The sequence below is a fragment of the Streptomyces sp. NPDC096046 genome, from assembly GCF_040303285.1.
Taxonomy (GTDB): domain Bacteria; phylum Actinomycetota; class Actinomycetes; order Streptomycetales; family Streptomycetaceae; genus Streptomyces.
Genome location: NZ_JBEOSZ010000026.1, coordinates 59,912 through 81,460, shown reverse-complemented (window position 1 = coordinate 81,460; position 21,549 = coordinate 59,912). Strand labels below are relative to the sequence as shown.

20 protein-coding genes are annotated in these 21,549 nt (G+C 72.1%); 12 read left to right on the top strand and 8 right to left on the bottom strand.

All coding sequences use genetic code 11. The features are described from left to right. Positions 1 to 215 precede the first annotated feature (215 nt). Positions 216 to 1,166: an FAD-dependent oxidoreductase gene (locus ABTX62_RS22780; protein ID WP_352117888.1), complete on the bottom strand. Its 951-nt coding sequence runs from the start codon at positions 1,164 to 1,166 to the stop codon at positions 216 to 218. A gap of 66 nt (positions 1,167 to 1,232) precedes the next feature. Here ABTX62_RS22780 and ABTX62_RS22775 point away from each other — a divergent pair, with 66 nt between their 5' ends. Together ABTX62_RS22775 and ABTX62_RS22770 are read left to right on the top strand one after the other, a co-directional pair. Beyond that, positions 1,233 to 2,255 (top strand): oxidoreductase, encoded by a 1,023-nt coding sequence (locus ABTX62_RS22775; RefSeq protein ID WP_352117887.1) that lies wholly within the window; start codon positions 1,233 to 1,235, stop codon positions 2,253 to 2,255. Between the two features lie 28 nt (positions 2,256 to 2,283). Further along, entirely contained in the window at positions 2,284 to 3,924 is a 1,641-nt protein-coding gene (locus tag ABTX62_RS22770; RefSeq protein ID WP_352117886.1) for an ABC-F family ATP-binding cassette domain-containing protein, read from the top strand. 379 nt (positions 3,925 to 4,303) lie between these two features. Here ABTX62_RS22770 and ABTX62_RS22765 read toward each other — a convergent pair whose 3' ends face one another. From ABTX62_RS22765 to ABTX62_RS22755, 3 genes are all read right to left on the bottom strand, one after another. After that, the gene (locus tag ABTX62_RS22765; RefSeq protein WP_352117885.1) at positions 4,304 to 6,703 is read right to left on the bottom strand and encodes a Tex family protein; all 2,400 of its coding nucleotides are present in this window, start codon (positions 6,701 to 6,703) and stop codon (positions 4,304 to 4,306) included. A 99-nt stretch (positions 6,704 to 6,802) separates the two neighbouring features. Continuing rightward, positions 6,803 to 6,934: an LPFR motif small protein gene (locus tag ABTX62_RS22760; protein ID WP_257027966.1), complete on the bottom strand. Its 132-nt coding sequence runs from the start codon at positions 6,932 to 6,934 to the stop codon at positions 6,803 to 6,805. Between the two features lie 66 nt (positions 6,935 to 7,000). Next, positions 7,001 to 7,876 carry an SCO6745 family protein gene (locus ABTX62_RS22755; protein ID WP_352117884.1) on the bottom strand — a complete coding sequence of 292 codons (876 nt, stop codon included), beginning with the start codon at positions 7,874 to 7,876 and terminating at the stop codon, positions 7,001 to 7,003. 113 nt (positions 7,877 to 7,989) lie between these two features. Between ABTX62_RS22755 and ABTX62_RS22750 the strand changes: the two genes are divergently transcribed. Then, complete coding sequence (locus ABTX62_RS22750; RefSeq protein ID WP_352117883.1) at positions 7,990 to 8,949, top strand: GlxA family transcriptional regulator; 960 nt, start codon at positions 7,990 to 7,992, stop codon at positions 8,947 to 8,949. Between the two features lie 32 nt (positions 8,950 to 8,981). Then, the gene (locus ABTX62_RS22745) at positions 8,982 to 9,617 is read left to right on the top strand and encodes a DJ-1/PfpI family protein (protein ID WP_352117882.1); all 636 of its coding nucleotides are present in this window, start codon (positions 8,982 to 8,984) and stop codon (positions 9,615 to 9,617) included. Here ABTX62_RS22745 and ABTX62_RS22740 read toward each other — a convergent pair. Continuing rightward, positions 9,604 to 10,359, bottom strand: coding sequence for an enoyl-CoA hydratase/isomerase family protein (locus ABTX62_RS22740; protein WP_352117881.1), 756 nt, complete (start codon positions 10,357 to 10,359; stop codon positions 9,604 to 9,606). The genes ABTX62_RS22745 and ABTX62_RS22740 overlap by 14 nt on opposite strands. Before the next feature lie 218 nt (positions 10,360 to 10,577). Here ABTX62_RS22740 and ABTX62_RS22735 point away from each other — a divergent pair, with 218 nt between their 5' ends. Next, positions 10,578 to 11,084, top strand: coding sequence for an ATP-binding protein (locus tag ABTX62_RS22735; protein ID WP_352117917.1), 507 nt, complete (start codon positions 10,578 to 10,580; stop codon positions 11,082 to 11,084). A 21-nt stretch (positions 11,085 to 11,105) separates the two neighbouring features. Here the strand turns inward: ABTX62_RS22735 and idi are convergent, their stop codons facing one another. The 3 genes from idi to galE form a co-directional block, all read right to left on the bottom strand. Next, the gene (gene idi, locus ABTX62_RS22730) at positions 11,106 to 11,699 is read right to left on the bottom strand and encodes an isopentenyl-diphosphate Delta-isomerase (protein ID WP_352117880.1); all 594 of its coding nucleotides are present in this window, start codon (positions 11,697 to 11,699) and stop codon (positions 11,106 to 11,108) included. Positions 11,700 to 11,962: 263 nt separating this feature from the next. Beyond that, a complete protein-coding gene (locus tag ABTX62_RS22725; RefSeq protein WP_283968788.1) occupies positions 11,963 to 12,901 on the bottom strand; it encodes a cation diffusion facilitator family transporter in 939 nt (312 codons plus the stop codon). A gap of 129 nt (positions 12,902 to 13,030) precedes the next feature. Next, on the bottom strand, positions 13,031 to 14,020 hold the full coding sequence (gene galE, locus ABTX62_RS22720) for a UDP-glucose 4-epimerase GalE (RefSeq protein ID WP_352117879.1): 990 nt from the start codon (positions 14,018 to 14,020) through the stop codon (positions 13,031 to 13,033). A gap of 278 nt (positions 14,021 to 14,298) precedes the next feature. Here galE and ABTX62_RS22715 point away from each other — a divergent pair, with 278 nt between their 5' ends. The 7 genes from ABTX62_RS22715 to ABTX62_RS22685 all read left to right on the top strand — a co-directional run bounded on the left by ABTX62_RS22715 (position 14,299) and on the right by ABTX62_RS22685 (position 21,378). Next, complete coding sequence (locus ABTX62_RS22715; protein ID WP_352117878.1) at positions 14,299 to 16,128, top strand: DUF5941 domain-containing protein; 1,830 nt, start codon at positions 14,299 to 14,301, stop codon at positions 16,126 to 16,128. After that, positions 16,125 to 16,877: a phosphocholine cytidylyltransferase family protein gene (locus ABTX62_RS22710; RefSeq protein WP_352117877.1), complete on the top strand. Its 753-nt coding sequence runs from the start codon at positions 16,125 to 16,127 to the stop codon at positions 16,875 to 16,877. Before ABTX62_RS22715 ends, ABTX62_RS22710 begins: the two co-directional genes overlap by 4 nt. After that, positions 16,865 to 17,926 (top strand): iron-containing alcohol dehydrogenase family protein, encoded by a 1,062-nt coding sequence (locus tag ABTX62_RS22705; RefSeq protein ID WP_352117876.1) that lies wholly within the window; start codon positions 16,865 to 16,867, stop codon positions 17,924 to 17,926. Before ABTX62_RS22710 ends, ABTX62_RS22705 begins: the two co-directional genes overlap by 13 nt. Continuing rightward, the gene (locus ABTX62_RS22700) at positions 17,904 to 18,683 is read left to right on the top strand and encodes a CDP-alcohol phosphatidyltransferase family protein (RefSeq protein ID WP_352117875.1); all 780 of its coding nucleotides are present in this window, start codon (positions 17,904 to 17,906) and stop codon (positions 18,681 to 18,683) included. Before ABTX62_RS22705 ends, ABTX62_RS22700 begins: the two co-directional genes overlap by 23 nt. Before the next feature lie 5 nt (positions 18,684 to 18,688). Beyond that, complete coding sequence (locus ABTX62_RS22695) at positions 18,689 to 19,561, top strand: glycosyltransferase family 2 protein (RefSeq protein ID WP_352117916.1); 873 nt, start codon at positions 18,689 to 18,691, stop codon at positions 19,559 to 19,561. A 106-nt stretch (positions 19,562 to 19,667) separates the two neighbouring features. Further along, the gene (locus ABTX62_RS22690) at positions 19,668 to 20,597 is read left to right on the top strand and encodes an ABC transporter permease (RefSeq protein WP_352117874.1); all 930 of its coding nucleotides are present in this window, start codon (positions 19,668 to 19,670) and stop codon (positions 20,595 to 20,597) included. Then, positions 20,590 to 21,378 (top strand): ABC transporter ATP-binding protein, encoded by a 789-nt coding sequence (locus ABTX62_RS22685; RefSeq protein ID WP_352117873.1) that lies wholly within the window; start codon positions 20,590 to 20,592, stop codon positions 21,376 to 21,378. Before ABTX62_RS22690 ends, ABTX62_RS22685 begins: the two co-directional genes overlap by 8 nt. Positions 21,379 to 21,549 lie beyond the last annotated feature (171 nt).

The following is a 21,549-nucleotide window of genomic DNA, read 5'->3' as shown; positions in this document are numbered from 1 at the left end:
TTCGCGTTCCGCGGTCCGGGCGGTCCCCGCCTTCGCGTTCCGCGGTCCGGGCGGTCCCCGCCTTCGCGTTCCGCGGTCCGGGCGGTCCCCGCCTTCGCGTTCCGCGGTCCGGGCGGTCCCCGCCTTCACGTTCCGCGGCCCGGGCCGCGCCGCCGAACCGCCTGATCCCGGGCGGCGGCCAGCCGTTCTCGCGGTACTGACGGGCACGTGCCCCGTCAGCCGGAGACCAGCCGGGCCGCCTCCCGCGCACACCCCCAGGCCACGGTGACGCCCGCGCCGCCGTGGCCGTAGTTGTGCACCAGGAGCCGGCCGTCCGGCAGGGCCTCGCGCTCCAGGCGGACCGCCGGCCGGGTGGGCCGCAGCCCGACCCGGTGCTCCAGCACACGGGCCCCCGCGATCTCCGGCCGCAGGACCGTACAGCGGCGGACGATCGCCTCGGCCGTCGCGGGGTCGGGCTCCAGCGACCACGCGCCCTCCTCGGACGTCCCGCCGAGGACGAGCCCGCTCGGCTGCGGGAACAGGTAGGTGTGCTCCCCGGCCGCGTCGGTCGAGACCAGCCAGGTGTCGATCCCCGGGTTCTCCACGACGACCAGCTGCCCGCGCACGGGCCGTACGGAGGGATCCGGCACGAGCTCGCGCGCGGCGAGTCCCGTGCAGTTGACCACGACCGGCGCGTCCACCTCCGCGAACGCGGACACCGTACGCGTCTCGACCACCCCGCCCGCCGCCACCAACCGCTCCCGCAGCCACGGCAGATGAGCTGGCATGTCGATCAGCGGCAGCCGAGCCCGGACGCCCGTCCCCGCGTACTCCCGGGCCGTGGCCGCCCGCAGCCCCGGCACCCGCCCCGCCAGCCACCCCTCGGCCTCGTCGAGACGGGTCTCGCCCTGTACCCCTTCGACCATGCGTACGCCGGTGTGCTCGGGCCGCGCCGCCAACTCCTCGTACACCTCCAGCGACCGCAGCGCCCACACGCGCGCCGTCGCGACCGGCTCGATCCGGTACGGCCACCACAGCGCGCCCGCAACGGCTGAGGTGGTCGCCTCGACGGCGTCCCGCGTCCACACCCGTACCCGCCGGCCCTGCTCCGCGAGAACCAGCGCGGTCGTCAGCCCCACCACCCCGCCGCCGACCACCACGATCTCGCCACTCGCCTCGCTCCGCATACCCGGACCGTAGCGGAACCTGTCATGCCGTGCTCACATCACCCGAAGTATGGGGATACTCACCCTATGTGTGCCGAGTACGCGACCTTCGGCCTGGCACCCGCGATGCGGGCCGGGGGAGTCCTCAACGACGGCGGTTACCAGGTTCACCGGGACTTCGTGGACTTCATCGTCGCCGGACGCCCCCTGCTGTTCCAGCTCTCCGACCTCGACGCGGTCTCCCCGCTCGCCTCCGACGTCCCACCCGCGATCTTCACCGCGCAGGTCCGCAGCCTGCTCCTGGAGAGCACGGCCCCGTTACCGGGCGGCCGGTACGTCGTCTACGGCTGCCCCGAGTGCGAGGACCTGGCCTGCGGTGCCGTCACCGCGGTCATCCGGAGCGACGGCGAGGACTTCGTCTGGCAGGACTTCGCCTGGCAGACCGGCGAACACGCCGACCTGGAGCGCAACGGCTACCACGGCATCGGCCCGTTCCGCTTCCGCGGCGCCGAGTACCGGACGGCGCTCGGTGCCCTGCTCAACGGCTCCGGGCCCGGCCCCCGGCGCCGCGTCCTGCTGATCGGCGCCCGCGTCGCCGCCCTCGCCAAGCTCGCCGCGGCCCTGCGCACCATCGGCGTCGGCGCCGACATCACCCAGGACGCCCACCGTGTGTCTCCCGACGAACTGCGCGCTTACGGCGCCGTCGCCCTCGGCCACGCGGCGGGCGAGCGGGAACGTGCCGCCGTCCGGCGCGCCTTCGACAACGCCGGGGCCACGGCCGCCCACGTCGACGGCCTCGCCCCGATCGTCCCGCTCCTCGTCGCCCAGATCGAACACGCCCTGGACCGCAGCCCTGTCGCACTGCGCCGCCTCACCGGCCTCACCGCCTCCGACGCCGGGGCGGACCTCGAGGTCACCTCCGCCTGCCGCGTCACCCTCACCGCCTACCGCCTCGACCGGCTCTCCCGCACCCACATCCACGAGATCTTCGACGGCGTCCTCCCCGCGGGCCGCCACCGCGTCGCCCTCGACGCCAAAGCGGTCAGGGGCCAGGCGTTCGTCGTGGCGCGCACAACCGGAAGCGTCCTGGTGACGGCCGTGCGCCCCTGAGCGTCCGGCCGTTAGGATCGGCGCTCTGATGACTGCCACTCTCGTCGCCAAGAACCTCGCCGCCGGCCACGGCGACCGCTCCCTGTTCACCGGCCTCGACCTCGTCGTCGCGCCCGGCGATGTGATCGGCCTGGTCGGGGCCAACGGCGCGGGCAAGTCCACGCTGCTCAGGATGCTCGCCGGACTCACCGCACCCGAGCAGGGCGACCTGCGTCTGTCCCCGCCGACGGCCACCGTCGGACACCTCCCGCAGGAGCCCGACCGCCGGCCGGGCGAGACCGTACGGGCCTTCCTCGCCCGCCGCACCGGTGTCGCCGAGGCCCAGCGGACCATGGACGAGGCGACCCAGGCCCTGGTCGACGGGGCACCCGGCGCCGACGACGCCTACGCCACGAGCCTGGAGCGCTGGCTCGGCCTGGGCGGCGCCGACCTCGACGAACGCGCCGAAGAGGTCGCCGACTCCCTCGGGCTCGCGGTCGACCTGGAGCAGCCGATGACGTCCCTGTCCGGCGGTCAGGCGGCTCGCGCGGGCCTCGCCTCCCTGCTGCTGTCCCGCTACGACGTCTTCCTCCTCGACGAGCCGACCAACGACCTGGACCTGGACGGCCTGGAGCGCCTGGAACGCTTCGTCGGCGGCCTGCGCGCCGGGACCGTGGTCGTCAGCCACGACCGCGAGTTCCTCGCCCGCACCGTCACCAAGGTCCTCGAACTCGACCTCGCCCAGCAGCAGATCAACCTCTTCGGCGGTGGCTACGAGGCCTACCTGGAGGAGCGGGAGGTCGCCCGCCGGCACGCCCGCGACGAGTTCGAGGAGTACGCGGACAAGAAGGCGGCCCTCCAGGACCGCGCCCAGACTCAGCGCTCCTGGATGGACAAGGGCGTGAAGAACGCGCGCCGCAAGGCGGGCAACGACAACGACAAGATCGGCCGCAAGTTCCGCAGCGAGGCCAGCGAGAAGCAGGCCGCGAAGGCCCGCCAGACCCAGCGCATGATCGAGCGTCTGGAGGTCGTCGAGGAGCCCCGCAAGGAATGGGAGCTGCGGATGGAGATCGCGTCGGCCCCGCGTTCGGGCGCCGTCGTCGCGACCCTGCGGGACGCCGAGGTGCGCCGCGGCGGTTTCGTCCTCGGCCCCGTCTCCCTGCAGATCGACTGGGCGGACCGGGTGGCGGTGACGGGCGCGAACGGCGCCGGCAAGTCCACGCTGCTCGCCGCCCTCCTCGGCCGGGTCCCGCTGGACGCCGGGCACGCCGCGCTCGGTTCGGGCGTCCTGCTCGGCGAGGTCGACCAGGCCCGCAGACTGTTCCACGGCGAGGAGGCCCTGCTCGACGCCTTCCGCGCGGCCGTACCGGACACCGAACCGGTCGAGATCCGCACACTGCTGGCCAAGTTCGGCCTCAAGAGGGACCACGTCCTGCGGCCCGCGGGGAGCCTCTCCCCGGGCGAGCGCACCCGGGCCGCCCTGGCGCTGCTCCAGGGCCGGGGCGTCAATCTCCTCGTCCTCGACGAGCCGACCAACCACCTCGACCTGCCGGCCATCGAGCAGCTGGAGTCCGCCCTCGACGCCTATGAGGGCACCCTCCTGCTGGTCACCCACGACCGCCGCATGCTGGACGCCGTGCACGTCACCCGCCGCCTGGAGGTGGCGGACGGCAAGGTGACCGAGCGCTGACGGACCGTCAGGCGCCCGGCCGGTCGCGGACCGTCGACGACGAACCCGTCCTCGCCGAACTGCAGGTCGCCGCGGCCGTCGCGGGAGGAGCGGCGGACGCGCCGACGCGCCGGATGCTGCACGTCTGCCGTGACGGCCCCACGGTCAGGTCCGGCACCGGAACCCATGCCCTCAGGAAGTCCCGCTCGCCGGGCGTCCGGTGGAGCCCGTGCCGGATGACGGCGGACATGCCCTCACTCCAGGCACCGGCAGGGGAGCGCCGGGACGTCGAGCTCCCCTGCCAGGGGGTGCGGAGCGGGTTTCCCGTGCGGCTACCGCCGTGCGGGCGCGAGCAGCCAGGACGGACCGGCCGCTCCCCCTGGCCACCCCTCCGCAGCCGTCAGCGGCGCCCGTTCTTCGGATCGGCCAGACCCGCCCGACGCAACGCGTCGGCCATCGCGCTGTTGGCCGGCGGCGGAGCCTGCCGCTGCTGACCGCCGCGACCGCCGCCCTGGCCCCCGCGGCCACCGCCCTGCCGCTGCTGCGGCGGGCGCCCGCCGCGCTGCCGGCGCTCGCCGGGACCGGCGTCCTGCCGGGAGGCCGCCTCGTCGTCCAGCCGCAGTGTCAGCGCGATCCGCTTGCGCGGGATGTCGACGTCGAGGACCTTCACCTTCACGATGTCGCCGGGCTTGACCACGTCGCGCGGGTCCTTCACGAACGTCTTCGACATCGCGGACACATGCACCAGACCGTCCTGGTGGACACCGATGTCCACGAACGCCCCGAACGCGGCGACGTTCGTCACGACACCCTCCAGGACCATCCCGGACGACAGGTCGGAGATCTTCTCCACGCCGTCCTTGAAGGCGGCGGTCTTGAAGGCCGGCCGCGGGTCGCGGCCGGGCTTCTCCAGCTCCTTCAGAATGTCGGTGACCGTCGGCAGACCGAACGTCTCGTCCACGAAGTCCTGCGGCTTCAGCGAGCGCAGCACCCCGGTGTTGCCGATGAGCGAGGCGACCTCCTGCCCGGCGGTCTTCACCATGCGCCGGACCACCGGATACGCCTCCGGGTGCACGCTCGACGCGTCCAGCGGATCGTCGCCGCCGCGGATCCGCAGGAAGCCCGCGCACTGCTCGTACGCCTTCGGGCCGAGCCGCGCCACCTTCTTCAACTCACCGCGGGCCTTGAACGGCCCGTTCTGGTCACGGTGCGCCACGATGTTCTCGGCGAGTCCGGAGGTGATGCCGGAGACCCGGGCGAGCAGCGGCGCCGAGGCCGTGTTGACGTCCACGCCCACACCGTTCACACAGTCCTCCACCACCGCGTCCAGCGAACGCGACAGCTTCACCTCGGACAGGTCGTGCTGGTACTGGCCGACGCCGATCGACTTCGGGTCGATCTTCACCAGCTCGGCCAGCGGGTCCTGGAGCCGGCGGGCGATCGACACGGCGCCGCGCAGCGACACGTCCATGTCGGGCAGTTCCTGCGAGGCGAAGGCGGACGCCGAGTACACGGACGCGCCGGCTTCCGACACCATCACCTTCGTGAGGTTCAGCTCCGGGTGCCGGGCGATCAGTTCACCGGCGAGTTTGTCGGTCTCGCGGGAGGCGGTGCCGTTGCCGATCGCGATCAGTTCGACCGCGTGCTCCTTCGCGAGCCGGGCCAGCTTGGCGATGGCCTCGTCCCACCGGTTGGCCGGGACGTGCGGGTGGATGACGTCCGTGGCGACGACCTTGCCGGTCGCGTCGACCACGGCGACCTTCACACCCGTGCGGAAACCGGGGTCGAGGCCCAGTGTCGCGCGGGTGCCCGCCGGGGCGGCGAGCAGCAGGTCGCGCAGGTTCGCGGCGAAGACCCGCACCGCCTCGTCCTCGGCGGCCGTGCGCAGCCGCAGCCGCAGGTCGATGCCGAGATGGACGAGGACGCGGGTGCGCCAGGCCCAGCGGACCGTGTCCTTGAGCCACTTGTCGCCGGGGCGGCCCCGGTCGGCGATCCCGAACTTGTGCGCGATGATCCCCTCGTACGAGGAGGGGCCGTCCGTGGCCTCCTCGGGCTCCAGGACGAGGTCGAGGACCTCCTCCTTCTCGCCGCGCAGCATCGCGAGGACCCGGTGCGAGGGCAGCTCCGTGAACGGCTCGGCGCAGTCGAAGTAGTCGGCGAACTTCGCGCCCGCCTCCTCCTTGCCCTCCCGGACCTTGGCGGCGAGCCGCCCGCGCACCCACATGCGCTCGCGCAGCTCGCCGATCAGGTCGGCGTCCTCCGAGAACCGCTCGGTGAGGATGGCCCGGGCGCCGTCCAGGGCGGCCTGCGGATCGGCCACGCCCTTGTCGGCGTCGACGAACGCGGCGGCCGCGGCGAGGGGCTCGACGGAAGGATCGCCGAGCAGCCCGTCCGCCAGCGGCTCGAGTCCCGCCTCGCGGGCGATCTGCGCCTTGGTGCGCCGCTTGGGCTTGTACGGGAGGTAGATGTCCTCCAGGCGCGCCTTCGTCTCGGCGCCCCGGATGCTCGCCTGAAGCTCCTCGGTGAGCTTGCCCTGCTCGCGCACCGACTCCAGGATCGCCGTCCGCCGCTCCTCCAGCTCCCGCAGATAGCGCAGCCGCTCCTCGAGGGTGCGCAGCTGCGCATCGTCGAGCATCTCGGTCGCTTCCTTGCGGTAGCGGGCGATGAAGGGCACCGTGGAACCGCCGTCGAGCAGTTCCACGGCGGCCCTGACCTGCCGCTCCCGTACGCCGAGTTCCTCGGCGATCCTGCCTTCGATGGACACTGCGCTGATGGACCCGTTGGACCCGGGTGTCGTCACGATCCCGTACCGCCTTCTCCGCTGAGGTTGCGCGGCAATTGTGGCAGGTGGCACGGACACCCGGGGATCAGGGCGGCACCCGGCAGGTCGGAATTCCGGTCAGGCCCTGCGGCCGCGGGTGGAGGACGAGGCTCCGCCGAAGAGCCGGGCGAGCGCCCGGAAGGGCAGCGTCACGACGGTGGCGATGGCCCCGCCGATCTGGCGCAGCACGTCTGCGATAGCACGGAACACGGAAATCCCCTTTCTCACTCCCGGCCGTGGCGGCCGGTGGCGAGCGGGTACCTCACCGGCGCGTCACTATGCGTCACCCTTGCCGATCAGATCCGCCGGGAACGCCCCCGCCACGAGTGCCGCGTGCGCGAACGTCCCGCTCAGCTCCGTCAGCCGGGCCACCCCCTCCGGGCCCAGGTGCTCGTACGGGGCACGGTCCAGGCGGTCCGTCTCGTGCTCGATCTCCCGGCGCAGGGCGACACCCTGTTCGGTGAGGTCGCCGGACGCCTCCAGCAGCCCGCGCTCCCGCAGCCGGTCCGTCGCCGCGTCCCACTCGTCCCGGCTCCAGCCCCGAGTGGAGAAGACCCACTTCGGGGTCATGCCCTTGCCCGTCGCCGTGTGGGTGACCATCGCCTCGAGCCCGTCCAGGCCCGCGGACATCAGGACGGCCAGGTGCCCGTCGCCCCGGTGCTCGCGCAGCAGGGTGGCCGCGTGCCAGTAGGCGAGGTGCGGTTCTTCGGGGACGGGCAGGTCGGCGTGCGCGGAGTACAGCGGCCGTGCCTCGCGCGAGCAGGCCTCGGCGGCGCGCAGGGCGAGCCGCGCGGCCTCGGACATCTCCGCCGACGCGACGGCCTCCTCGCCGAGCAGGCGGCGCAGCGTCGCGTCGACCGCACGCGCGCGTGCCGCCAGCACCTGCCCGGGTGTGGCGGTCTCCCACACCGCCGGCACATGCCGGGCCACGAGCTCGTACTTGTAGTTGTAGAAGGCGGCCGTCACGGCCCCGGCCCCGACCGGCCCGAGGGCGGCGGACCGCACGGCGAAGTTCACCGCCCGCGGATCGCCGACCCCCACGCCGCCCAGCTCGCGCCCGAGGTCGGGCGAGAAGTAGTGCGTCGAGTGCAGGGAGTTGAGCATGTTGTGGCAACGTCGGCCGGCGCGCGGCTCCAGAGCGGCAGTCGTCATGCCCGGCAGGTTACCAACCGCTTGGTATGCCCTCCAGGGCCGGACCTCGCATGGCAGGAAAGGTGGGGCACTCGTCATTGCGGCCACCCTCCGCCCCGCGAACAATCGACGGCATGACCCAGCGCACGGTTCTCGTCGTCCTCTTCGACGGCCTGCAGAGTCTCGACGTCACCGGGCCCGTGGAGGTCTTCGCGGGCGCGGAGCTGCTCTCCCCGGGCGCCTACCGGATCCGCACGGCGTCCGTGGGCGGCGGGCCCGTGCGGACCACCAGCGGCCTGACCCTCGTCCCCGACGGGTCCCTGGCCGCCGCGCCCGACCCGGACATCCTCCTGGTCCCCGGTGGAACGGGCGGTCTGCGGCCCGATCCGCGTCTGGTCGACTGGGTGCGCGAGCACGGGCCGCGCGCCGCGCGCCTGATGTCGGTGTGCACCGGCGCGGCCGTGCTCGCCGAGGCCGGCCTCCTGGACGGCCGCCGCGCCACGACCCACTGGGCGTACTGCGACCGGATCGCCCGCGCCCACCCGGCCGTCGAGATCGACCCCGACCCCGTCTACGTGCGCGACGGGAACATCGCCACCTCGGCCGGTGTCACCGCGGGCATCGACCTCGCCCTCGCCCTCGTCGAGGAGGACCTGGGCCGGGACATCGCCCTCACCATCGCCCGCCACCTGGTGGTGTTCCTGCGCCGCCCCGGGAACCAGGCCCAGTTCAGCGCCCAGCTCGCCGCCCAGACCGCACAGCGCGAACCCCTGCGCGAGGTCCAGCGGTGGATCAGTGACCACCCCGACGCGGACCTCTCCGTCGAGACCCTCGCCGCCCGGGCCCGCCTCTCGCCCCGCCACTTCGCCCGCGCCTTCCGTGCCGAGACCGGCATGACACCGGGCCGCTACGTGGACCGCGTCCGCCTCGAACACGCCCGGCGCCTCCTGGAGGACACCACCGGCGGCATCGAGGAGATCGCCCGCGGCAGCGGCTACGGCACGCCCGAGGGGATGCGCCGGGCCTTCGTCAGGACCCTGGGAACGCCCCCGGCCGAGTACCGCCGCCGCTTCCGCTCCGCCACCACACCCTGACCGCCTCCACATCAGCCGAAGGAGAGACGTTCGTGCAGATCGCCATCGTCCTCTACGACCGCTTCACCGCCCTTGACGCCGTGGGCCCCTACGAGACGCTCGGCCGGCTCCCCGACGCGGAGACCGTCTTCGTCGCCGAGCACCCCGGCCCCGTGCGCAACGACGGGGGGAACCTCGCGCTCACCGCCGACCGCGGGCTGGCCGACGTGCCCCGCCCCGACATCATCGTGGTCCCCGGCGGCCCGGGCCCCCTCCCGCTCGCGGCGGACGGCCCCCTGCTCGCCTGGCTGCGCGCCGCCGACGAGACCAGCACCTGGACGACGTCCGTGTGCACCGGCTCCCTGCTGCTCGCCGCCGCCGGACTCCTCCGGGGCCGCCGCGCCACGTCCCACTGGCTGGCCCTGGAGGAGCTGAAGCGCCATGGTGCCGAGCCGACGGGGGAGCGGGTCGTCACCGACGGCAAGTACGTCACGGCGGCCGGCGTCTCCTCCGGCATCGACATGGGACTGACCCTGCTCGGCCGTATCGCGGGCGACGACCACGCCCGGATCGTCCAGCTCGCCACCGAGTACGACCCGCAGCCGCCCTACGACGCCGGATCGCCGGACAAGGCCCCCGCGCACCTGGTCGAACTGGTCCGCACGCACTCCGGTGTCATCCTGACGTAGGCACACTCCAGCCGAACCGCGGCGGCCGGCGTTCCAGGAACGCGGCGACGCCCTCCGCGGTGTCGCCGCTCCCGCGCGCCTGCCCCGCCCAGTGCGCGTCCCGGTCGGTACGCCCGTCCGCGAACTCCTTGGCCGCCGCCTGCGTCAGCTGCGAACGCGCCACCAGGATCCGGGTGAACTCGGCGACGCGCTTGACGAGTCCGCCCTCGGGCAGCACCTCGTCCACCAGTCCGGTCCGCAGGGCCCGCGGCGCGTCGATCAGCTCCCCGGAGAACAGCAGGTACTTGGCGGTGGCCGGCCCGGCCAGAGCCACCAGCCGCCGGGTGGAGGACGCCGGGTACACGATGCCGAGCTTCGCGGGCGTCACACCGAACAACGCCCCTTCCTCGGCGAACCGCAGATCACAGGCCGCCGCCAACTGCGCCCCGCCGCCCACGCAGTGACCCCGGATCGCGGCCAGCGTCGGTTTCGGGAACGCGGCCAGCGCCTCCTCGGCCCGCACGGCCAGCCCTTGCGCCTCCTCGGGCGAGCTCCGCAGCGTCGAGATGTCGGCCCCGGCGCAGAACGTCCCGCCCTCTCCGGTCAGCACCAGCGCCCGCACGGCCGGATCGCCGGCGGATTCCTCCAGCAGTGTGGGCAGGGAGCGCCACATCGCGGCCGTCATGGCGTTGCGCTTCTCGGGATGACGGATGACGACCGTCGCGACCGAGTCGGTCACGCGGTACTCCAGCTGCGGCTCCATGCGCCGGATGCTATCCGGATGCCAAACCCGTACAACCCGAATAGTTCGCCGAGACGGCACAACAGGGACAGGACCAGTCCCACAACTGACCGTGTCATACGCCAACGGTCAGAAATGCTCGATAGTTGCTGACTTCTGTTCAGTCCCGGGGTGTGAGGCGCATCGTTACCAACACTCGACGTGTGGCGACAATCGAGCGCGAGGGTGGCGACCGGACGATGGACGACGACGGGCGTGGGTTCGGCCCTCGCCCAGAGGGCGGCGCGGCGCCCCTCGGCCCCGGGCCCGCGGATCCGCTGCCCTATGAAGGGGTCTGGAGGTTCACCGCGCCGGCGGTCGACGCCTCGGTCCCCCAGGCACGGCACGCGGTACGGGACCTGCTGCTGCGTCAGGGGGTGCCGGTCTCGGACGACCTGGCCCAGGGGCTGCTGCTGATCGTCTCGGAGCTGGTGACGAACGCCGTCAAGCACGCGGCGGTGCTGTCCCCGACGATCGCCGTCGAGCTGGCCGTCGGCGCCGACTGGCTCCGGCTGTCCGTGGAGGACAACCACCCCTACCGGCCCACCGCCCTGGAGACGGACCACGCCCGGACCGGTGGGCGCGGACTGCTCCTGGTGCGCGAGATCACCCGCGAGGCGGGCGGGGTGTGCGAGGTGGACCACACGGCGAGCGGCGGCAAGGTGATCTGGGCCGCCCTGCCGCTCAAACCCGCGCGCTTGTCCTGAATTTTGTCGCCGGGGCCGGACTCACCAGCCCGCCGACGGGCCCGTCAGCTCCCTGATGGCCGGGCGGGCCGCGTCGAGGACGGTCATGAACCAGGACGAGAAGGTGTCCTTGGCGTGCCGCTCCGCGAGCTCCGGCGGGGTCACGAAGACCGTCGACGCCACCTCCTCCGGGTCCGGCCGCACCACGGCCTGCACCATGCCGACGAAGAGGTGGTTGTACTCCTGCTCCACCAGACCGGACTCCGGGTCCGGGTGGTTGTAGCGGACCGTACCCGCCTCGGCCAGCAGGGACGGGGAGGCGCCGAGCTCCTCGAACGTGCGCCGTGCCGCCGCCGCGAAGGGCGCCTCGCCGGGGTAGGGGTGGCCGCAGCAGGTGTTGGACCACACGCCGGGGGAGTGGTACTTGCCCAGCGCGCGCTGCTGGAGCAGCAGCCGACCGTACTCGTCGAAGAGGAACACCGAGAACGCGCGGTGCAGCCGCCCGGGCGGCTGGTGGGCGGCGAGCTTCTCCGCGGTGCCGATCGTCACGCCGTCCTCGTCGACCAGTTCCAGCAAAATCGCGTCCGCGGTGCCGTTCGACGGGGTGTGCGTCGCGGTGGCAGGTGTGATCGGCATACCCATCCTTCACATCGGTCTTCGCGCCCCAAGTCTGCCGTACCCATCCGGCACTCCCGGCACTTCGCGGCACGCCCGCATGTCCCGCGCGGTGGCGCGGACCGCGGCCGGCACCGGTCGGACGCCGGGGACAGGGACCCGGTAGATGATCGTGCCCGGCCAGGGAGGCGGAAAATCGTCCCCACCGGAGCTGTGGGGCTCAGGACGCGGGCACACGGCGGAGGGTTGCGTTCCCCGGCGCACTCGCAGTGGAGCGTGCCCCCTCAGTGGCAGAGCCGCGCCTCGTGCTCCGCGTGACCCCTCGGTTCCAGCTGGAACGTGCAGTGCTCCACGTCGAAGTGGTCGCCGAGGCAGCTCTGGAGCTCGTGCAGCATCTTCTCGTGGCCTATCGCGTTCAGGGCCTCCGAGCTGACGACCACGTGTGCCGACAGCACCGGCATGCCGGAGGTGATCGTCCAGGCGTGCAGGTCGTGGACGTCCTCCACACCGTTCGTGGCGAGGATGTGCGAGCGCACCTCCGCCATGTCGACGCCCTTGGGGGCGGCCTCCAACAGCACGGAGAGCGTCTCGCTCAGCAGCTTCCACGTCCGGGGCGCGATCATCAGCGCGATGACGAGCGAGGCGATCGGGTCGGCGGCCTGCCAGCCCGTGAGCATGATCACCGAAGAGGAGACGATCACCGTGACCGAACCCAGGGCGTCCGCCGCCACCTCCAGGAAAGCGCCCCGCACGTTCAGGCTCTCCTTCTGCCCGCGCATCAGCAGCGACAGCGACACCAGGTTCGCCGCCAGGCCGATCACGCCGAACAGCAGCGCCAGCCGGCCCTCGGTCTGAGCCGGCGTGATGAAGCGCTGGACCGACTCGTACACGACGTACCCGCCGACGCCCAGCAGCAGCAGGCAGTTGGCCAGGGCGGCGAGGATCTCGGCCCGGGCGTAACCGAAGGTGGCCCGCTCGCTGGGCGGCCGGTTCGCGAAGTGGATCGCGAGCAGCGCCATGCCGAGACCCAGGGCGTCCGTCGCCATGTGGGCCGAGTCCGCGACGAGGGCGAGCGAGTCGGCGAGGAGACCGCCGACGACCTGCACGACCACGATGCCGAGCGTGATCGCCAGCGCCATGCGCAGCCTGCCACGGTACGCCGAGGTCGCCGTACCGCCGGCCGCCGCGCCGTGCGCGTGCCCGTGATCATGCCCAGCCCCCATGAGAAGTCAGCCTCCGTGTGTCCGCCTGATCGTGCTCGGGCACCCCAGTGAACTACGGGGAGGGGGTATGCGCAACGCGGCACTGAACACCGTTGTCATGTGTCCTGACCTGCGCAAACGATGCGCAGGTCAGGGTGCGTGCACGGGGTCGGGAGCGTGGTGCAGCCGCCAGCCCCGCCAGGCCGACTCGGCCATCTCGCGTACCCCGCGCCGGGCCGTCCAGCCGAGTTCGGCGGCGGCCCGGGCGGCCGACGCCACCGCCCGCGGGGCGTCACCGGGACGCCGGTCCTCGACGAGCGGGGGCCGGCGGTCACCGGTGACCTCGCCGATGACCGTGATGAGCTCACGGACCGAGACGCCCTCGCCGCGGCCGATGTTGACCGTCAGATCTCCTGTGAGGCCGCCCTCGGCCAGCCGCCGGGCCGCCGCCAGATGGGCCTCGGCCAGGTCGGCCACGTGGATGTAGTCGCGCACGCAGGTGCCGTCCGGGGTCGGGTAGTCGTCGCCGAAGATCCTGGGCGCTTCGTCGCGCGTCAGCCGGTCGAAGACCATCGGAACGATGTTGAAGACACCCGTGTCCGCCAGTTCCGGCGCGGCAGCGCCCGCCACGTTGAAATAGCGCAGGCATACGGTGGAGATCCCGTGCGCTTCTCCCGCCGCCCGCACCAGCCACTCCCCGGCGAGCTTGGTCTCGCCGTACGGGTTCACCGGCGCGCACGGGCTGTCCTCCGTGATGAGGTCCACACCCGGGTCGCCGTAGACGGCGGCCGACGAGGAGAACACGAAACGCTCGATCCCGGCTTCGGCCACCGCGTCCAGCAGCGTCACCAGGCCGCCGACGTTCTCCCGGTAGTAGCGCGTGGGCTGTGCCACGGACTCGGCGACCTGCTTGCGCGCGGCGAGATGCACCACACCCGTCACCCCGTGCTCGGCGAAGGTCCGCTTCAGCAGCTCCCCGTCCAGCGAAGAGCCCCGCACGAGCGGGACAACGGCCGGGAGCCGGGCGGGCACCCCGGCCGAGAGGTCGTCCAGGGCGAGGACACGCTCCCCGGCCTCGGTCATGGCCCTGGCCACATGGGCTCCGATATAGCCGGCACCGCCGGTGATCAGCCACGTCATGGTCGCCCACCCTATGCGGCCCCGGCCGGACTCCACACCATGTCCCCGATGTCCGCTCCGGCGGGCGCGGTTTGTGGGGAGGGCCCCGGATCCACGATGATGATCGCGGCAGGGGCTTGTGCGAACCGCGTCGATCCATCCGCCGAACGGCCGGTGAACGGGGCCTTCGCGGCATCCGATACCCTCTGCCGACATGCCGCCCGGGAGCCACCGGAGAGGGCACCCCCACCATGTACGTCACCGGCGCGGACGCGTCGGTATCCAGGGAGTGAATTCGGTTGTCGACCGCCATCCTCACCGGCCAGCCGGTCCCCGGATCGTCGATCGAGGCCGACCTGCGCGCCCTCGGGTTCGACCTGCGGACCGCGTCCGACGCCGCCGAGGCCGAGACCCTCCTCGCCGAGGTGCCGGGCGACGAACGGGTCGCGCTGGTCGACGCCCGGTTCGTGGGGCACGTGCACGCGCTGCGCCTCGGTCTCACCGACCCCCGCTTCCCGCTCTGCGCGATCCCCGGTGCCGTCACCGCTCAGCCCGCCGGCCGTCAGGCGCTGACCCGGGCGATGGCCCGCGAGAACTCGGCCGGCGGCGGCACCACCCTGGTCGACAGCCTCGCCGACCGCATCCTCACCGCCCTCGACGCCGACGGCACCGACGTGCACCGCCCCGAGCTGGGCACCCTGGTCGCCGCCGTCCCCGCCGACCCGCAGGCCCGCAACGAGGCCCGGCAGGCGGTCGCGGACGTCGACGACGAGGCCGTACGCCTGAAGTCGGCCGTGAAGGCCCGCGACGGCTTCTTCACCACCTTCTGCATCAGCCCGTACTCCCGCTACCTCGCCCGCTGGTGCGCCCGCCGGGGCCTCACCCCGAACCAGGTCACCACCGCCTCGCTGCTCACCGCCCTCATAGCGGCGGCCTGCGCGGCCACCGGCACCCGCGGCGGCTTCGTCGCGGCCGGCGTCCTGCTGATCGCTTCCTTCGTACTGGACTGCACCGACGGCCAGCTCGCCCGCTACTCGCTGCAGTACTCCACGCTCGGCGCCTGGCTGGACGCCACCTTCGACCGGGCCAAGGAGTACGCCTACTACGCCGGCCTCGCCCTCGGCGCGACCCGCGGCGGCGACGACGTCTGGGCCCTGGCCCTCGGCGCGATGGTCCTGCAGACCTGCCGGCACGTCGTGGACTTCTCCTTCAACGAGGCCAACCACGACGCCACCGCGCTCGGTACATTGTCGCTGGCCAGCCCCACCGCCGCCCTCTCCGACAAGCTCGACAGCGTCGGCTGGACGGTCTGGGTGCGGCGGATGATCGTGCTGCCCATCGGTGAGCGCTGGGCGATGATCGCGGTCCTCACCGCCGTCACCACCCCCCGCATCACCTTCTACGCGCTGCTCATCGGCTGCGCCTTCGCGGCGGCGTACACCACGGCGGGGCGGGTGCTGCGGTCGCTGACCCGCAAGGCCGAGCGGACCGACCGGGCGGCCGGCGCCCTGGCCGACCTCGCCGACAGCGGCCCGCTCGCGCAGGGCTTCGCAGAGGCGTTCAAGAAGGCCGCCCGCAAGCTGCCGGGCTTCACCGCCCCCGCCGTCGCCCTGCTCGGCGGTCTCGCCGTCGTCCTCACCGCGGCGCTGACGGACTTCGGCGGCCCCTGGCCGATCGTCGCGGCCCTCGGCTACGCCCTGACCTCCGGCCTCGCCGTCGCCCGCCCCCTCAAGGGCCCCCTCGACTGGCTCGTCCCCCCGGTCTTCCGCGCCGCCGAATACGGCACCGTCCTCGTCCTCGCGGCCCGAGCGGACGTGAACGGAGCCCTTCCTGCGGCTTTCGGGCTGGTGGCCGCGGTCGCCTACCATCACTACGACACGGTCTACCGCATCCGCGGCGACGCCGGAGCGCCCCCCGCCTGGCTGGTGCGCTCCATCGGGGGGCACGAAGGGCGGACGCTGCTCGTCACCGTCCTCGCCGCGCTGCTCACCGCCTCGCAGTTCAAGGTCGCGCTCACGGCACTGGCCGTGGCCGTCGCCCTGGTGGTGCTCGTCGAGAGCATCCGCTTCTGGGTCGCCGCCCACCGGGGTGGCGCACCCGCCGTACACGATGAAGGAGAACCCGCATGATCGGCCTCGTGCTCGCGGCCGGCGCCGGACGGCGCCTGCGTCCCTACACCGACAGCCTGCCCAAGGCGCTGGTGCCGGTGGGCCCCGCGGGCATAGAAGGCGAACCCACGGTTCTCGACCTGACCCTCGGCAACTTCGCCGAGATCGGTCTCACCGAGGTCGCGGTCATCGTCGGCTACCGCAAGGAGGCCGTGTACGCGCGCAAGGAAGCCCTTGAGCGGAAGTACGGCCTCCGGCTCACCCTCATCGACAACGACAAGGCCGAGGAGTGGAACAACGCCTACTCCCTGTGGTGCGGGCGTGACGCCCTCAAGGACGGGGTGATCCTCGCCAACGGCGACACCGTCCATCCGGTCTCCGTCGAGAAGACGCTGCTCGCCGCCCGCGGCGACGGCAAGAAGATCATCCTCGCTCTGGACACGGTCAAGGACCTGGCCGACGAGGAGATGAAGGTCGTCGTCGACCCCGCCCACGGCATGACGAAGATCACCAAGCTGATGGACCCCGCCGAAGCCACCGGCGAGTACATCGGCGTCACGCTGATCGAGGGCGACGCCGCCCCCGAGCTGGCCGACGCACTCAAGACCGTGTGGGAGGCCGACCCGCAGCAGTTCTACGAGCACGGCTACCAGGAGCTGGTCAACCGCGGCTTCCGTATCGACGTGGCGCCGATCGGCGACGTCAAGTGGGTGGAGATCGACAACCACGACGACCTCGCCCGTGGACGGGAAATCGCGTGCCAGTACTGACCCGCCTCATCCCCTCGCCGCTCGTCGTCGACATCCGCCCGGGTGCCCTCGACGACCTGGCGTGCGTCCTCGCCGACGAGCGCATCTCGCACTCCGGCCGCCTCGCCGTCGCCGTCAGCGGCGGCTCCGGCGCCAAGCTGCGTGAGCGCATCTCGCCGAGCATGCCCGGCGCCACCTGGTACGAGGTCGGTGGCGGCACCCTCGACGACGCGGTCCGGCTGGCGAGTGACATGAAGGCCGGCCACTTCGACGCGGTCGTCGGCCTCGGCGGAGGCAAGATCATCGACTGCGCCAAGTTCGCCGCGGCACGCGTCGGCCTGCCCCTGGTCGCCGTGCCGACGAACCTCGCGCACGACGGCCTGTGCTCCCCGGTCGCCACCCTCGACAACGACGCGGGCCGCGGCTCCTACGGTGTGCCGAACCCGATCGCGGTCGTCATCGACCTGGACGTCATCCGTGAGGCCCCGGTGCGGTACGTGCGCGCGGGCATCGGTGACGCGATCTCCAACATCAACGCGATCGCCGACTGGGAACTGGCCAACCGCGTCAAGGACGAGAAGATCGACGGGCTGGCCGCCGCCATGGCCCGCCAGGCGGGCGAGGCGGTGCTCCGGCACCCGGGCGGGGTCGGCGACAACGACTTCCTCCAGGTCCTCGCCGAGGCGCTCGTTCTCACCGGCATCGCGATGTCGATCTCGGGCGACTCGCGGCCGGCCTCGGGTTCGTGCCACGAGATCAACCACGCCTTCGACCTGCTGTTCCCCAAACGCGCCGCTTCCCACGGCGAGCAGTGCGGTCTCGGCGCGGCCTTCGCGATGTGGCTGCGCGGCGCGCACGAGGAGTCCGCGTACATGGCCGAGGTGCTGCGCCGGCACGGCCTGCCCGTGCTGCCGGACGAGATCGGCTTCACGACGGACGAGTTCGTCAAGGCCGTCGAGTTCGCCCCGGAGACCCGGCCCGGCCGCTACACCATCCTCGAACACCTCGACCTGAACACCGAACAGATCAAGGACACCTACGCCGACTATGTCAAGGCCATCGGTAGCTGAACTCCGCCCCGTCGTCCACCCCCCAGGGGTGAAGGACAGGCGCAGCGGTGAGCACTGGATGGGACGCCTCTACATGCGCGAGGTGTCCCTGCGGGTCGACCGCTACCTGGTCAACACCAGGGTCACGCCCAACCAGCTCACGTATCTGATGACCGTCTTCGGCGTACTCGCGGCCCCGGCACTGCTCGTGCCGGGGATCGCGGGTGCCGTGCTCGGCGTGGTGTGCGTCCAGATGTACCTCTTGCTGGACTGCGTCGACGGCGAGATAGCGCGCTGGAAGAAGCAGTACTCGCTCAACGGCGTCTATCTGGACCGCGTCGGCGCCTACCTCACCGACGCCGCGGTGCTCACCGGCTTCGGCCTGCGCGCCGCCGACCCGTGGGGCAGTGGCCGCATCGACTGGCTGTGGGCCTTCCTCGGCACCCTGGCCGCGCTCGGCGCCATCCTGATCAAGGCCGAGACCGACCTCGTCGGCGTCGCCCGGCACCAGGCCGGCAAGCCGCCGGTCAAGGAAGCCGCCGCCGAGATGCGCTCCTCCGGCATGGCGCTGGCCCGCAAGGCCGCGGCCGCCCTGAAGTTCCACCGGCTGATCCTCGGCATCGAGGCCTCCCTGCTGATCCTGGTGCTGGCGATCGTCGACCAGGCCCGCGGCGACCTGTTCTTCACGCGCCTCGGCGTGGCGGTGATGGCCGGCATCGCGCTGGTGCAGACCCTGCTGCACCTCGTGTCCATCCTCGCCTCGAGCAGGCTGAAGTGAGCGGTATGAAGGTCGGCGCCGTCATCATCACGATGGGCAACCGGCCCGAGGAACTGCGCGCCCTCCTCGATTCCGTCGCCGAGCAGGAAGGCGACCCGGTCGAGGTGGTCGTCGTCGGCAACGGCTCGCCCGTGCCGGACGTCCCCGAAGGCGTCCGCACGATCGAACTGCCCGAGAACCTCGGCATCCCCGGCGGCCGCAACGTCGGCATCGAGGCCTTCGGCCCGGCCGGCCGGGACGTCGACATCCTGCTCTTCCTGGACGACGACGGGCTGCTCGCGGGCCACGACACGGCCGAGCTGTGCCGCGAGGCGTTCGAGGCCGACCCGAGGCTCGGCATCGTGAGTTTCCGCATAGCCGACCCCGAGACCGGCGTCACCCAGCGCCGCCACGTGCCCCGGCTGCGCGCCGCCGACCCGATGCGCTCCTCCCGCGTCACCACCTTCCTCGGCGGGGCCAACGCCGTCCGCACCCGGGTCTTCGCCGACGTCGGCGGACTCCCGGACGAGTTCTTCTACGCCCACGAGGAAACCGACCTGGCATGGCGGGCCCTCGACGCGGGCTGGATGATCGACTACCGGTCCGACATGGTGCTGTACCACCCGACGACCGCTCCCTCACGGCACGCGGTCTACCACCGCATGGTCGCCCGCAACCGCGTCTGGCTGGCCCGCCGCAACCTCCCCGCGCCGCTCGTCCCGGTCTACCTCGGCGTGTGGCTGCTGCTCACTCTCCTGCGCCGTCCCTCCCGCAGTGCGCTGCGGGCCTGGTTCGGCGGATTCGGCGAGGGCTGGACCAGTTCATGCGGCCCCCGCCGGCCCATGAAGTGGCGTACGGTGTGGCGGCTGACCCGGCTGGGCCGGCCCCCCGTCATCTGACAAGCTCGTATCCGGGAACACCCGGGAGCCCCCCGGGCCGTACCCTGGCCCCGGTTCATGCCAGGCCGGCACAGGCCGAGCATCTCGAAGACGAAAGTTTCCACTAGTGAGTGAGACAACGCACGACGCCACGGTCGCGGTGAGCGCGCCCGCGGCGCCCGACGAGGGCCTCACGGCGAGGGAACTCGCCGCCAAGCACGGGCTGACCGTGAGCGGCGCCCGTCCGTCCCTCACCGAGTACGTCCGTCAGCTCTGGGACCGGCGGCACTTCATCCTCGCCTTCTCCCGGGCGAAGCTGACCGCGCAGTACAGTCAGGCCAAGCTCGGCCAGTTGTGGCAGGTGGCCACGCCGCTGCTGAACGCCGCCGTGTACTTCTTCATCTTCGGCATGCTGCTGGAGGCCGACCGGGGCCTGCCCCGCGAGGTGTACGTCCCGTTCCTGGTCACGGGCGTGTTCGTGTTCACCTTCACGCAGAGTTCGGTGATGGCGGGCGTGCGCGCGATCTCCGGCAACCTCGGCCTGGTCCGCGCCCTGCACTTCCCACGGGCCTCGCTGCCGATCTCCTTCGCGCTGCAGCAGCTCCAGCAGCTGCTGTTCTCGATGATCGTGCTGTTCTCCATCGCGGTCGGCTTCGGTCACTACCCGGATCTGTCCTGGCTGCTGATCGTGCCGGTGCTGGCTCTCCAGTTCTGCTTCAACACCGGTCTCGCGCTGATCATGGCCCGGGCCGGGGCCAAGACCCCCGACCTGGCGCAGTTGATGCCGTTCGTGATGCGGACGTGGATGTACGCGTCCGGGGTGATGTTCTCCATCCCGGTCTTCCTCGCCGACAAGCCGGGGTGGATCGCGAACGTCCTGCAGTGGAATCCCGCCGCGATCTACATGGACCTGATGCGCTACGCCCTGATCGACGACTACGGCTCCCGGTACCTGCCCGACCACGTGTGGGCGGCCGCGGGCGGCTGGGCCGTGCTGTTCGCCCTCGGCGGTTTCGTGTACTTCTGGAAGGCGGAGGAGAGGTACGGCCGTGGCTGAGCAGAACCAGGACGCCCGGATCCCCACCGTCATCGCGGACGATCTGCACATCGTCTACCGCGTCAACGGCGCCAAGTCCGGCAAGGGCAGCGCCACCGCCGCCCTCAGTCGCATCCTCAAGAGGGGCTCCGACGACGCTGAGCGCGGCGTGCGCAAGGTGCACGCCGTGCGCGGCGTCTCCTTCGTCGCCTACCGCTGCGAGGCCGTCGGCCTGATCGGCTCCAACGGTTCCGGCAAGTCGACCCTGCTGCGGGCCATCGCCGGACTGCTCCCCGCCGAGCAGGGCAAGGTCTACACCGACGGCCAGCCCTCGCTCCTCGGCGTCAACGCGGCCCTGATGAACGACCTCACCGGCGAACGGAACGTGATACTGGGCGGGCTCGCCATGGGCATGTCCCGTGAGGAGATCAGCGAGCGCTACCAGGAGATCGTCGATTTCTCCGGCATCAACGAGAAGGGCGACTTCATCACCCTGCCCATGCGTACCTACTCCTCCGGCATGGCGGCCCGGCTCCGCTTCTCCATCGCCGCGGCCAAGGACCACGACGTCCTGATGATCGACGAGGCCCTGGCGACCGGTGACCGGAAGTTCCAGAAGCGCTCCGAGGACCGCATCCGGGAGCTGCGCAAGGAAGCCGGCACGGTGTTTCTGGTCAGCCACAACAACAAGTCCATCCGTGACACCTGCAACCGCGTCCTGTGGCTGGAGCGCGGCGAGCTGCGCATGGACGGCCCCACGGACGAGGTGCTCAAGGAGTACGAGAAGTTCACGGGCAAGTGACCGGGCTCGGCCGGGGCCCCGCCGGAACTGCTCCGGCGGGGCCCCGCGTCTGCAAAGGAAACGTCAACTCCGGCCCTTCTCGGGAATCTTGGGGCCAATCGGTGCGTTCTCGTGATGCGCGGGACACCCTGACGAACCGTGTCGCGTTGTACAACGTAAGCTGTACCGGTC